Origin of the sequence: Paraliomyxa miuraensis (genome assembly GCF_026337845.1) — a bacterium.
In the GTDB taxonomy this organism is placed as follows: Bacteria; Myxococcota_A; Polyangia; order Nannocystales; family Nannocystaceae; genus Paraliomyxa; species Paraliomyxa miuraensis.
In genome coordinates, this window is sequence record NZ_JAOVZF010000122.1 from 1 (window position 1) to 13873 (window position 13873).

8 protein-coding genes are annotated in these 13873 nt (G+C 71.6%); 3 read left to right on the plus strand and 5 right to left on the minus strand.

Features of this window, described 5'->3' with window-relative positions; genetic code table 11:
• Positions 1–1014: type VI secretion system domain-containing protein (locus OEB96_RS01575; RefSeq protein WP_266213610.1), on the plus strand; the 1014-nt coding region annotated here is incomplete at its 5' end.
• 68 nt (positions 1015–1082) lie between these two features.
• Positions 1083–2021 carry a hypothetical protein gene (locus tag OEB96_RS01580; protein WP_266213611.1) on the plus strand — a complete coding sequence of 313 codons (939 nt, stop codon included), beginning with the start codon at positions 1083–1085 and terminating at the stop codon, positions 2019–2021.
• Positions 2022–2051: 30 nt separating this feature from the next.
• Here the strand turns inward: OEB96_RS01580 and OEB96_RS01585 are convergent, their stop codons facing one another.
• The 3 genes from OEB96_RS01585 to OEB96_RS01595 form a co-directional block, all read right to left on the minus strand.
• The gene (locus OEB96_RS01585) at positions 2052–5885 is read right to left on the minus strand and encodes a serine/threonine-protein kinase (protein ID WP_266213612.1); all 3834 of its coding nucleotides are present in this window, start codon (positions 5883–5885) and stop codon (positions 2052–2054) included.
• 12 nt (positions 5886–5897) lie between these two features.
• On the minus strand, positions 5898–8897 hold the full coding sequence (locus tag OEB96_RS01590; protein ID WP_266213613.1) for a serine/threonine-protein kinase: 3000 nt from the start codon (positions 8895–8897) through the stop codon (positions 5898–5900).
• 195 nt (positions 8898–9092) lie between these two features.
• Positions 9093–9716: a hypothetical protein gene (locus tag OEB96_RS01595; protein ID WP_266213614.1), complete on the minus strand. Its 624-nt coding sequence runs from the start codon at positions 9714–9716 to the stop codon at positions 9093–9095.
• Between the two features lie 365 nt (positions 9717–10081).
• Between OEB96_RS01595 and OEB96_RS01600 the strand changes: the two genes are divergently transcribed.
• Positions 10082–10867: a hypothetical protein gene (locus OEB96_RS01600; protein ID WP_266213615.1), complete on the plus strand. Its 786-nt coding sequence runs from the start codon at positions 10082–10084 to the stop codon at positions 10865–10867.
• A gap of 80 nt (positions 10868–10947) precedes the next feature.
• On the opposite strand, the gene OEB96_RS01605 is transcribed toward OEB96_RS01600, so the two are convergent.
• Complete coding sequence (locus OEB96_RS01605; protein ID WP_266213616.1) at positions 10948–12084, minus strand: hypothetical protein; 1137 nt, start codon at positions 12082–12084, stop codon at positions 10948–10950.
• A gap of 14 nt (positions 12085–12098) precedes the next feature.
• Positions 12099–13838, minus strand: a complete 1740-nt coding sequence (locus OEB96_RS01610; protein ID WP_266213617.1) for a zinc metalloprotease — start codon at positions 13836–13838, stop codon at positions 12099–12101.
• Positions 13839–13873: the final 35 nt, after the last annotated feature.

The window sequence follows — 13873 nt, forward strand, 5'->3', positions numbered from 1 at the left end:
CCGGCTCCGACCCCGGCGGCGGCCCCGACCCCGGCGGCCGCGCCTCCGCCCGCCGCCGCACCGGCCCCCGCCGCGGCGCCGGCCATGCCCACCCCCACCGCCGACGTGGGCAGCGCCGAGGAGGTGAGCAAGTACCTGCTCGAGACCGGTCGCGCGTTGGTCAAGGCGGCGGGTCTGCTGCGGCGGGCGCAGCTCTCGAGCCCCGCCGCCTACCGGCTGCTGCGGGTGGGGGTGTGGCTGCACCTCGACAACGCGCCGCCCGCCGGACCCGGGGGCAAGACCCAGATTCCCGGGCTCCCGCCCGCACGGCGCCAGCAGTTCGCGCTGATGGAGCAGAACGGCAAGTGGGCGGCCCTGCTCGAGGAGACCGAGTCGGCGCTGATGCAGTTCCGGTTCTGCCTGGATCTGCAGCGGCTGTCCTCGCTGTCGCTGCAGCGGCTCGGCCAGGAGTACGAGCCCGCACGCCAGGCGCTGCTGGGCGAGGTGGGCACGATCCTGCGCCGCATGCCCGAGCTGACCGATCTCGTCGCGGCCGATGGCTCGCCGCTGGCCGACGAGCAGACGCGCGCGTGGATCAACGCGGAGGTCACCGCCGGCCAGGGCGGAGGCGGCGGCGGCGGCGGCCGGTCCGACGACCCCGGCGAGCCCTTCGGGAAGATCGCCACCCTGCTCAAGGGCGGCAAGGCCCCCGAGGCGCTCAAGCTGGCCAAGGACGCCATCGATGGCACCGGCTCGGCGCGGATGCGCTACATCCGGCGCCTGGCCCTGGCGCAGGCCTGCCTCGAGGCGGGCGAGGCCAAGCTGGCCCGCTCGATGTACGCCGCGCTCGATCGAGAGATGACCGAGCGTGGGCTGACCGAGTGGGAGCCCGGGCTGGCCACGCAGTGTCTGGAGGGCCTGGTGCGGGCGATCCGAGCCGCCGCCCAGAAGGGGTCACAATACCCGGGAGCCGACGCCGTGTTCGAGCGCTTGTGCCTGGTCGATCCCACGGTGGCGGGCCGATTCGGCGGCTAGGGACTTCGGCGCGCACGCGCGCGCCTCGGGTTTGACGCCACCGCCCCGGTGCAGAGACACTCCGGCTCATGGCTCCCGCGCCCCGCACGGTACGGTCCGTTCGTCATCTCTTGCCGCGCCTGTTGGCCGGCACCGTCGCGTTGAGCCTGGCGATGGCTCCGCTGTCGGTCCAGGCCGCTCCCGACTCGGGGGAGATCGAGCGTCTCTACGTGGAGGGCCAGGACAAGTACGGCGAGGGTGACTTTGCCGGAGCCGCCGCCGCGTGGACGCGGCTGCTCGATCGACTGCCCGAGGCGCAGGCCAACCGGGCCACCCGCGAGAACGTGCTGCTCAACGTGGTTCAGGCTCACCTCGATGGCTACGCCCGGGCCCGCAAGGACGACGGCAGCAAGGACATCGACCACCTCCGCAGCGGCAAGACCGTGCTCGACGACTACTTCGCCGACTTCAAGGCCGCCTATGGCGACCGCGCGGCGGTGAGCGCGGCGGTGCAAGAGAAGGCCGACGAGCTCGAGCGCGCGCTCGCCGATGCCGAGAAGGAGCTCGCGGCCACCCCCGACCCCGGGCCCACCGAGCCCGTCGGGCCCACCGAGCCCAAGACCGACAAGAACACCCCCAGCATCATCGTGCTCGAGTCCGAGAACGACGGCGGCGGGCTCATCGTCGGCGGCGCGGTGACGATCGGCATCGGCGTGCTCAGCGGAGTGGGCCTGCTCGTCGGCGGCGGCATCATTGCCAACCGCGCCGAGGAGGACTTCCTCGCGGCCACCACCGAGGACGAGCGAGACGACGCGGAGAAGTCGGGCAAGACCGGCAACGCGCTGCAGATCACGGGCGCGATCGTGGGTCCGGTGATCGCCCTCGCCGGCGTCGGGCTCATCGTGGCCGGGGTCATGAAGCGCAAGAAGGCCAAGGCCGCCCGCGACGAGAAGCTGCGAGAGACGATCGGCGTGACGCCGGCCGCCGGCCGAGGCTTCGGTGGCCTGGTGATCCAGGGCCGGTTCTGACCGCCGCCTCGGGCCCGTTCGGGTTTGGGCCTACGCTCGGCCCCCGTCCCACCCCAGCACGGGAGGGACCAGCATGCCCACCATGCGCTCGGGATCGACGACGCCTTCGGACGCCACGGCCGCATCCGCGGCCTCGATCCGCGCGCGCCCCTCGTCCCCGCCCAGCAGCTCCCCCAGGCGCCGCGCACAGGCCCGCGCGTGGAGCTGCATGCCCAGGTCCTCGAACGCGGGCACCGAGTGCTCGAGCACGGTGCGAGCCGCCTCGAGATCCCCCATGGCCGCTCGCAGCGCGGCCACGATGGGTGCCCCCATCGCCACCCCCCATGGCCCGGGCTCTCGCGCAAGGCGTGCCGCCACCTTGGTGGCCAACCGCAGGTATCGCCGCCGCGCAGCGCCGTGGCTCTGCTGGGCCGCGAGCATCGCGGCTCCGCCTCGATCGTGAAGCATGAAGATCCGAAGCGGGGGTCGCTGCAGCATCAGCGAGCGCTCGATGGCCCGGTAGTGACGCTCGAACGGCTCCCACGACGCCTCGCCGCGGCCCGCGTAGCGCTCGATCCGAGTCTCGCTGAGCACCGCCACGTAGAGGAACGTGGCGCGGGCCAGCTGATCGGGCCACTGGTCCTGGCACTCCTGCAGCTCGCGCCGAGCCCCCTGCACGTCGTCGACCATGAGGTACTCGATCGGCCCATGCGACACCCGCAGCATCAGGGCGGTGTGTAGATCGTCGCGAGCCGCCGCGTCCTCGAGCGCACGCTCCGTGGTGATCGCCATGTCCCGCAGCCGCCCCGTGTAGTAGAGCGACATCACGGTGAACGTGCGCGCCATCGACAGCTCCCACGCCACGTCGGAGCAGCGCGTGCGCAGCACCTCCTCGGCCTCGGTGAGCAGGGGCAGCGCCTCACCGAAGCGCCCGCGATAGGTCGCCGCGGCCCCGGCCGCCAGCTTGGCCTGCCCCTGGGTACGCGGATCGTCGAGGCGCTCGGCGAGGGCCTCGACCTCGGCGAGCAGCCGCGTGGTGTGGGCCGCCCCTGCCTCGCCTGCGGTGGCGGCGTAGAGCGTCTCCACCGCCAGTGCCCGCGCCACCCGGCGGGGCTCGCCGGCCTCGAGCGCGAGCAGCAGGTGCTGGGCCTGGTAGCTCTGCCCCACGATCACATTGACCTGGATGAGACCCGTGGCCGCCGACCAGCACGCATCGACCTCGAGCAGCAGTGCGGCGGGAACCTCGTCGGCGGAGCGCTCGCGGAACCGAAGCCCGCCCCGACGGCCGGGCCGAAGGCCGCGCGCACGGATCCGCAGGCGGTTCCACACGAAGCCCAGCACCGCCCGCCGCGGGCTGCCCGGCTCGGGCAAGCCGGCCCCGCGCAGCACGTCGCGCATGGGCTCGAGACCCTCACCGATCCGGCCCGAGCGCAGCAGCTGCTCGGCCGCGCGTCGACGCAGCTCGAGCACCTGCCCGGCCTGCGCGACCCGAGCCGCCCTCAGGTAGGCCCGCCCGGCTTCCGTTCCGCGCCCGGCGTGGGCCAGCGCATCGGCCAGCCCCACCTGCCACGCTGCGCTCGCCTCGTGCGCTCGGGGCACCAGGCGCAGCGCCGACTCGAACAGCGACGCCGCACGATTGAACGCCAGGCCTGCTGCCGCCTGGTCCGCGGCGATCGCATAGTGCTCGGCGGCCTGGGTGTCCCGTCCGGCTCCCTCGAGGTGCACGGCGAGGAGCTCGTGGTCACCGTGGTGGCGCTGCAGCGCCTCGGCCAGGGACCCATGCCAGCGTCGCCGCTGCTCGCGATCGAGCGCGTCGAGCACGGCGATCGAGATCCGATCGTGGTAGGCCTCCACCTCGTCCTCGAGCGCCACCCCCTGCGTGCGCACCAGGCATTGCCGGCGCAGCAAGGCCAGGACCTCCGGGCGCCGCGCCTCGTCGTCACACGCGTCGAGCACCACCTGCTGGGCCAGCGGCTGCCCGGCCACCGCCACGGCTTCCAGCAGGCGCCGTGCCGGCGCGGGCAACCGAGCCACCCGCGACTGGATCACCGACTCGAGCCGAAGCGCGTCGACGGCCCGCAGCTCGTCGCCAGCGGACGCCACCCCCTCGCGACGGGTCAGGGTCACGTGACGGGCGAGCTCGACCACCAGCAGCGGAAGTCCCCGCGACTCGCGAGCGACCCGCTCGGCGAGCGGCTGCGCATCCTCGTGTCCAGTGAGCAGCGCCAGCGCCAGCGCTCGGGTCTCCTCGTCGGCGAGAGGGCCGAGCTCCACGTCCTCGACGATCAGAGCCCCGGCGATGGGTCGCGCTCGGGCACGCAGGCCATCGAGCACGGCACCTCGGCGGCCCGCGTCGTCGCGGTAGCCCGCCACCAGCAGCAGCGGCGGACGGCCCGAGCCCCGCAGCAGCTCGACCAGCACCCGCGCACCGTCGGGGTCGCACCACTGCAGATCGTCGAGCACCAGCATCAGCCGCTCGTCCTCGGCGAGCCGCCGCAACACGCCACGCAGGGCGTCGACGGCCGCGTCGCGCAGCGCCACCGGGTCGCGCTCGTCGCCCACGGATCGCTCCTCGCGAAAGCCCGGCACGTCGGCGAGCACGGGAAACAGCCGTGCCAGCGCACCGGCCCCGGGCGGAGGCGTCAGCGGCTCGCCTCGGCGTGCGCGGGCCCGCAGGTGACGACGCAGCTCGTCGACCAGGCCATCGATCCCCTTGAACGGCACCGTCTCGCGCTCGTAGCAGCGCCCCTCGAGCACCAGGGCATCGCCGCGCAGGCGCACCCGCTGCACGAAGCTGCGTACCAGCGCCGACTTGCCCGTGCCCGAAGCCCCGTGCACGAACGCCACCACCGTGCAGTCGGAGCCACCGTCGTCATCGGCCCGCACCCGATCGAGGGCGGCGTGCAGCCGCGACAGCTCGTCACGACGACCGAACACACGCTCCTCTCCCGCGATCCCGTGCCCGTGCCCCAGCCCCATGAGCTCGGGCTCGACCCCGAGCCGAGCGAGCACCTCGACCGCCTTCGGGCGCCGCTCGGGCCGTCGCGCGAGCAGCTCGTCGCACAGCGCAACGAGCTCGGGTGCGAGCTGCACCCCGTCCGCGACCACCGAGGCGACCGACGGCAGGTCGGTCGTCTGCTTGGCCACCAGCAGCGAGAAGCCCTCGAGCTCGCGCAGCGGCGCCACCCCGGCCAGTGCCTCGTGGAGCATCACGCCCACGCTGTACCAGTCGCTCGCCGGACCCAGCACGTAGCTGGCCGCCTGCTCCGGCGACATGTAGCGCGGCGTCCCCACCGTCCCGTCCTCGTCGTCGCCCCGCTGCAGCGGTCGCGCCAGCCCGAAGTCCACCAGCGCCACCCCGCCCCCCTCGCGGACCAGCACGTTGGAGGGCTTGAGGTCGCGATGCAGCACCCCCGCGGCATGCAGCGCGGTCAGCCCCCGCGCCAGCTCGGCGGTCGCCGTGCGCAGGCGTGCGAGCGCGAGCGTTCCGCCGGGACGAACCCAGGTCAGGAAGTCGCCCCCGCCGATGAGCTCCATGCTGAAGAACACCACGTCGGGGCGCACGAACAGCTCGTGCAGCGTGACGAGGTTGGGATGTCCCACATCGGCCAGCGCCCGGAATTCCTGCTTGAAGCGCGCGAGCGCATCGGCGCCGAGCCCCGGCAAGACCTTGAGCGCCACGTCGTGACCGAGCCGCAGATCGTGGGCCGCGAACACCGTGCCATGCCGACCGTGGCCCAGGACTCCGCGGACCTCGAAGCGGTCGACCAACGTGCGCCCGACCAGCTCGGCGACATCACGGTCACGGTCACGACCAAGGTCACGGTCGTCCGTCGAGTCGCCCTCGTGCTCGCCGGGCAGCGTGACCTGGTCGGCCTGGGACACGGGATCAACCTATCAGGGCTTCGGCGCGCGCCTCCGCTGGCCGGCGGGCGCGGGGCTCGTCGCCGGTTCGACGCCCTCGCCGAGCTCGCGGTCATCGCCGCTCGGGGCGATCGAGCCATCGGGAAGGCGTGGTCGATCGTCGCGTGCATGCTCGCGATCCCAGGCATCGAGCTCGCGCAGCGCCTCCAGGCCCCGCCCGCCGCCCTGGCGCAGGAACGCACGGGCGCGCTCGAGATCGGCTCGCGCCCGCTCGGCCGCCTGTCCTGCGTCCCACCGGGCCTTCGCGAGTTCGAAGTGGATCGCCCCTCGCAGCACCTCGTCGAGCTTGTCCTTCTCGGCCTGGGTGGCCAGCCCCTCGATCGTGCCGACCGCCCGCGGCGCCTCTCCCCGCCGCCGCCCCAGGCTGGCCAGCGACAGCCGGCTCCCCACCACCGCCTCGTGCCCCTCGCCCAGGCGATGCAGCCCCAGCTCGAGCGCGCGCTGGAACAGCCGCTCGGCCTCGTCGTAGCGCTGCTGCTCGATGCGAACCTCGGCCAGGTTCGACAGGCACGCCGCGACCTGCGGATGATCGGCCCCCAGCTTCTTTTCGTAGATCCCCTGCGCCCGCCGCAAGACCGCCTCGGCCTCGTCGAGCTGCCCCAGCTCGCGCTCCGCGATGCCGATGTTCATCAGCGTCGTGGCCACGAACAGGTGCTCGGACCCCAGCCACGCCTCGAAATCGGGCAGCGCCCGGCGAAACTGCACCAGCGACTCGGTATAGCGCCCCGACGCGCTGTAGACGTGGCCGATGCTCGCGACCGCGGTGGCGATCTGCGGGTGCCCCTCGCCCAGCGTGCGCCGCAGCGAGGCCTCCGCCTCGCGGTAGCTGACCAGCGCGGCGTCGAACTGCCCCAGGGCGACCTGCGCGTTGCCGAGGTTGATGCGCTCGACCGCCGTCGACGGGCTCTCGGCCTCTCCCGCCTGCTCGCGACGGGAGACGACCTCCTGGTAGAGGGCCAGCGCCTTTTCGTTGTCGCCCTTGCGATGCCAGACGTTGCCCTCGTTGTTGAGCAGCCCGATCCGTCCCGCCCCCTGGGCCCCCGTGCGATCGAGCAGGGCCGCCGCCTGCTCCGCCCACGTCAGGCCCTCGTCGTAGCGCGCGAGCCGATCCCCCACCACCGACACGAGCTGGATGCAGGCCTGGGCCGCGACCCGATCGTGCTGGGCCCGCAGCGCCGCCCACAGCGACTCGCGCAGCCGTGTCTCCGCCCCGGCGTAGTCACCCTCGTGCTCGAGCGCGGCCCCCAGCGAGAACAGGGCCTCGATGCGCAGCGGCTCGTAGCCCAGCGTCTCCGCCTCGGCCAGCACCTCCTGCACCTGGGCCCGAATCTCGTGCATCGGCTGCACCACTTGGCGCGCCCTGGCATCGCGCAGGCTCTGGCGCAGCTGCTCGACGCGTTGCTTGGTCGCCTCGTCCTGCGGCGGCGGCAATCGAGTCCGCAGCTGCTCGGCGTCCGCACAGCCCTCGAAGCCGGGCAGCCCGCTGACCATGGAGACCGCGCGCTGCACCACCGCGACGTCGGGCTCGGAGAGCACGTCGAGCACCGCTCGAACCTCGCTCAGGTGGTCCTGCAGGCAGCTCATGCGAAGATCGAGCAGCTCGTCGCTCTGCTCCCCACGCACGCGAGTGGCTTCGCAGGTGTCGCGATAAGTGTCGACCCAGCGCTCGAGATCCCGATCGACCCGTCGCTCGACCTCGCTCCACGTGTGATCGGCGTAGGCCAGCTCGGTCCCCACGATGGCCTGGCGGATCGCCTCGCGGCGCGGCTCGTCCCACAGCCCCTGCAGGTGACGCGCGCCGTCCTGGCAGGGCCGCTCCTTCTGCGAGAGCTGCTGGCCCGTCAAGGCGGCCATCATCACCAGCACGATCGCCCCACCGCCCATCAACAGCCCGCGGCGGCGCTTGGCCTCGGGGTCCTGCTCGAGCCGGTCGACCACCTCTCGCATCGACGGCCAGCGATCGGCCGGGCGCGGCAGCAACCCGCGCAGCACCAGCTCCTCGAGCCACGAGGGCACGCGAACGTCGGACGGCAGCGGTGCGATCTGCCCCTGCTGCTTGAGCCGCACCAGATCGCGCAGGCGATCGGCGGGAAACGGATCCTGGTGATAGAGCGCCTGGTAGAACGCCACGCAGAAGCTGAACTGGTCGCTACGGGCATCCACGCCCACCCCGGCGTGCTGTTCCGGGGCCATGTAGCGGGGAGTGCCCACCACCGCGTCATCGAGCGTCAACGGCGACGACAGCACGTCGGACTCGCCGAGATCGCGTGACTGGGGCACGCCGTCGAGCTCGTCCTCGGGCTCCTCGCCATCGAGCGAGTTGGACACGTGGGACACATGCGAGACGTGGGAGAACTGCGACGAGTGCGTGGGATCGGCTCGAGCGAGGCCGAAGTCGAGCACGCGCACGCGACCGTCGGCGCTCACCAGCACGTTGTCGGGCTTGAAGTCGCGGTGCACCAGGCCCGCCTCGTGGGCGGCCAGCAGCCCCTGCCCGGCGTCGGCGAACACCTTGCAGATCTCTCGCAGCGACCGCTCCTCCTGCTCGAGCCAGCGGGTGAGGGTGAGCCCCTCGATGAACTCCATGGCCACGAACACCGCCTCGCCATGGCGGCCCACGTCGTACACGTTGACCACGTTGGGATGGGACAGGCGGGCGATCGCCTGGGCCTCTCGCATCAGGCGACCCGCGGCCTGGTCGGCGCTGCGAACTCGGACCTTGGCCTTCTTGGGGGTGAGGATCTTGAGCGCGATCTTGCGGTTCAGCTCGTAGTCGAAGGCCGCGTACACCACGCCCATGCCGCCGGATCCGATCTCGGAGAGGATCACATAGCGACCGATCCTGGTCCCCGGCGCATAGGAGACGCGGGTCTGAGCCGGAGCCTCGGTTCCGGCCACCGTCTCGTCGAAGACGTCGGACCGCCCATCGAGCTCGCCCCACGTCCCCTCGCGGGTCGGACCAGCGCCCTTCATATCCCCATGGTTAGCATGCCAAAGGGCGGCGCAGCGGTCGAGGAGGCCATTGGTAGGGGTTTTCCGAATTTTCCGGTCACTCGGCCCAACTCGGCCCAACTCGACCCAACTCGGCCCGGCACGGCCAGGGACGGCCTCAGAACCCCTCGGAACCCCTCCTGAACGGCGGACGGGCCCATTTGCGGAATCAAATGATCAGTAGAAGAACCAGAACAGGTGCCGGTAGTAGGCGGGATCCCACGGAGGTACGAAGTGATCCTCGACTTGGTGTTGCCAGCCCTGCTCCTGCGCCATGCAGGCCTTCGCCTCGCCCTGGTGGCGGAAGACGGTCGCACCACGGCACGCCGCCTTGGTGGCGTCCTCGAGCTGGGCGTCCCGCTGGCTGCGTAGGCCGAGGTTGTCGCGGGTCTCGCAGCGCGGAAACTTCCAGCGGTTGGCGTCGGTGCGTTCCTGACCGACGAGCGCGAAGTCGGTCTCGCCCTCCTTGCCCACGCAGACCTGCAAGCGACCCGCGTGGCCGTAGACGTAGAGCTCGGCCACCAGCAGCACCGGCAGCGCCCACCACAGCCGCGAGGCTCGGCCTGCGGCCGCCGCGGGCTTGGCGACCACGGGCACCCGCTCGCCATCTGCGGTGTCGGAGGATGTCGGCTCCGCCGCGCTCTCCGACGCAGGCTCGACTTCGGGCTCGTCTTCGGGCTCGTCTTCGTCCCTCTCGCCGGTCGGCGCCTCGGGCTCGTCCGCGCGCGCGGCTGCGTCGCCATCACTCGACGCAGGGTCTGCGTCGCTGGCCTGGTCCTCGTGAGGCTCGTCCGTGGCCATCGTGCCCCTTCAATATCAGGACCCTCGATGGAGCACCAGTGAGCCCGCACCGTGGGGAAGGGTCCGCCCGCGAGCCCCGCATCGCCGGAAGCAACCCTGCCGGAGGTCCCACCGAGACCGGGTCGGTGTCCCCGCGCCCGCCGAGCACCCGTGACCACATCGGCGGCGCCACGAGGACCCACCGGAGGACCCCACCCAAGTCCAGTCGAGCGCGTTCGGGAACCTGGACGTCGACTCGTGCGTCCAACCGCAACGGGCTACACGACACGCCCGCGCATGTGCAATAGTCAGCTGCGACGATGGGGAACGATGTCCCGTGCGGAGCGGGACGAGCACGATCGTCGAGCCAAGGGGAAATCGACGAAATGACCGCCGCAACAGACGAGGCATGGATTGAGAACTCGCTGGCGCGCCTCGAAACGCTCGAGGCCCAACGACAGCAACTCGCGGCCAGTGGCCAGACGGCCGCGCTCGCCGAAGTCGACGAGGAGATCCGCGCGCTCTACGAAGTGCTGGAATCCGTCGCCGGAGGTGACGAGGAAGGGCAGGCGCAGCAGGCCCCGGCCAACATGGGAATGCCGGCCGCGCCGATGGGCATGGCGCCTCCCATGCAGGCCCCGCCGATGGGCATGGCGCCTCCCATGCAGGCCCCGCCGATGGGCATGGCGCCTCCCATGCAGGCCCCGCCGATGGGCATGGCCCCGATGGGCATGGCGCCCGACATGGGCGTGCCCACGATGGTCGAGCCCTCGCCCTCGCTGGGGCTCGACGACATCAAGCCCCCGCGTGGTCCGCTGCCCATCATCCTCGTGGGCTTGCTCGTGGTCGGAGGAGGCGCGGGCGCCTTCTTCATGATGAACAAGGGTGGCAGCGAGGAGGTCAAGGCCGCCCCCACCGAGCCGGCCAAGATCATCCAGGCCGGTGACATCGCCGAGGACACTCAGGAGCCCAACGTCGCCAAGGGAGCCGACGTCGACCGCACCCGGGGCACGAACTTCAAGGAGAGTCCGGCCGAACCCAGCCGCCCGCGCAGCAGCGGCGGTGGTGGAGGCGGCGGAAGCAGCTCCCCGCGCCCCAAGTCCTCCAAGAAGGACGACGGTCGCAAGATCAAGGTCGTCGACAGCAACGATCCGCTGGCCGGCATCGACTGAGCGAGATCCGGCCCCGATGCCTCGAGCCCCACGTTCGCACGTACGAGCGTGGGGCTCGCTCGTTCAGCACGTGCGCTCGTTCAGCACGCACAATTGAGATCGACCATGGCCTCGGCCTCGCAGATACCGTCCCACTCGAAGCTGCAGCAGAACGGGTCCACGGCGCAGACGGAAGCCTCGCACACCGGGTCGTCGCATCCACCCCCGGCATGGGCCACGCAGCAGTTGCCCGAGGTGCAGGTGCTGGTGTCCAGCGCCGTGCAGTCCGGCGAGCAGCTCAGCATGCCCGGACCGGGGAAGCCCTGCGAGGCACAGGTCTGACCGCCGACATCGGTGCCGTCACAGACCTCCATGCCGTTGATCACGTCGTTGCCACAGCCCAGCTCGCACATCGTGGTGTCGTAGGCCATGCAGCTGGCCACGCAGCCCAGCGTGCCCATGCCCAGGCCCAGGCTCATGCAGTCCTGGCCGGCGAGGTCGACGCCATCGCAGATCTCCTCGCCATCGATGATCGCGTTGCCACAGATGCCGCAGCCGCTGGTGTCGAGGGTGAGGCAGTCGGGATTGCACCCGAGGGCGCCCGTCTCGAACCCCTGGCTCTCACAGGTCTCGCCCAGCAGCACGATGCTGTCGCAGACCTCGTCGCCATCGACGATCACGTTGCCACAGGTCCCACACTCGCTGGTGTCGAAGCTCGTACAGTCGTTGCTGCAATCGAGCGTCCCGCTGTCGAAGCCCTGGCTCTCACAGGTCTCGCCGGCGAGATCGAAGTTGTCACACGCCTCCGATTCCTCGCGGATGTTGTTGCCGCACACGGCGCTCTCGAAGCACTGCGAGGTGTCGAAGTCGGAGCAGTCGTCGAGGCACGACAGCGGCCCGCTCACGAACCCCGGGACGTCGGCGCAGGTCAGGCCACCGAGATCGCCGCCGTCACAGACCTCCCTGCCCTCGCGCACGTCGTCACCGCAGACCGGCCCCGTCGTGGACGACTCGCCGGTATCGACGGAGGTTCCCACGGTGGTGTCGCCGCTCGAGCTCGCCGACGAGTCGGCGGTGGTCGTCGAGGGATCGACCATGCTGGTCGCGCTCACCATGCCGGTCGTCGATCCGCTCGAGCTCCCGGGCTCGTCGGTGGTCGGCGGGGTCGTGCCCGTGTCGTCGCCGCACGCGAGGGCGAGTGCAATGAAACCGATCTGCCACCAAGTGCCACGCGCCATGGGAACCTCGACCTTCATGGGACAGCAGGACTGTACCGAGCGGGGCCAACCGTCGTCGAGGGCCCCGCCAGCGACTCGACCTCGCGCACCGTCGCACGGTCGATGACCCCGCTGCGCCGTGGCGTCACCCAGCGCAGCGCCTCGATCTCCTCGAGCGCCACCGGCAACGGTGCAATCACGTTCGCGTCGTCGCTGCGCTCCCAGGGTTGCCACTGCGCAGGCACCTCGAGCACGCGCCCGTCCACCGCGGTCACGCGTACCACGTGCCCCGACCGCACCAGCCCCTCGTGAAACCACCCCTGCGCCACGTAGAAGCTCGAGCTGCCGTCGGCTCGCACCGTGCCGACCAGCAGCGGCCGCGTGGGACCCACGCCACCAGACCGCTCCCACGAGCTGATCTCCTCGATCCACGGCGACACCAGGTGCCACCCCCACTCGCTGACCCAGGTGGGCCCGCAGTAGCTCATGTACTCGTGCGAGCTGGGCGGCTTGATGATGGTGGGCTTGCTCATCACGTCGATGCCCCACGACAGCGTGTTGCCGTCGGGGTGATCGGGGTACGACGGATCGGGGCCACCTTCGTCACCCGAGCACGCGATGTGGAACCGCCCCTGCTCGTGGCCGATCTCGTGCACGAAGGTATCGGCCGTGGTGCTGGGATTGCCGTGGTAGACCCCCCACCCCACCCGCTGGGCGGCTTGCCCCGGCGACGGTCCGCCGAGCTGCGCGATCCCGGAGAAGTCGGGCGTGCCCTGGCACGGTCGAATCACGCCATAGTAGTAGTACTCGGGCGGCGCCCCCTCGGCGAAGCGCAGCTGCTGCAGGGTCTGCAGCAGCCCCCCGCCCTGCTGGGCGTTGCCGCCGTAGTCGACCACGTCGTGCACGATGATCTCCACCTCGTCGACCGGGTTGTTGGCGAACAGGCGCTCGCGAAACAGCCCCGCCACCGTGCGCGGGTTGCCGTGGTAGTCGGTGCCGAACTCCTCGAGCAGGTCGGGCGCCTGCGCACAGGCAGCCCCCACGTCGTGGTAGAATGGCACCACCACCACGCGCATCTTCATGTAGCTGCTCTCGATGCCGATCTCCTCGGTGCCGCCGTCCACGGGGAACACCGGGCTCTTGTCGGAGACGTCGTCCTCGTGGCCGGGTATCGCCTCGAGCAGCTCGATGCGGTAGGCGGTGCCCGGGCGCACGTCGACCCCCTCCACGCGCCACAGCAGCGACCCGTTGTCGTCGCCGTAGCGGCAGTCGTAGAGGTGGTCGAAGGCCGCGCACTGCGGCTCGCTGGCCTCGGTGAACCCCTCGTAGACCGCCGTGGTCCCGTCGTCGTGCTCGAGCGTCAAGAGCCCGTAGATCGGGCGGGCCTGCCATCCCGGGTCGGTCTCGAAGAACGCCCGCAGCACCAGCTCCCGCCCCTGCAGCACCGCCGCGTTGCGCTCGGCCGGCCCCACGAGCGCCCCGTCGCGAAACACCGGCACGCGAACGCCCTGATCGACCGTGATCTCCACGATCTCGATCCCGGTGGCCGGCGGCGGCGGTAGCGGCTCGGGGTCGCCCGTGGTGTCGGCCGAGCCCGCGGTGGTGTCGACCTCGGTCGCGCCCGCCGTGCCCGAGCCGTCGGACGTCGTGCCCCCGGTCTCGCCCGAGTCCTCCGCGGACCCCGAGCCCCGGCTCCCGCCGCTGCCGCCCACGTCCACGCCCGAGCCACAGGCGATCCCCACGCACAGGCACGAGCCCAGCCACAGCCGCTTCATCGCATCCATGGTACGCGGCGGCCTACCAGCCGAAC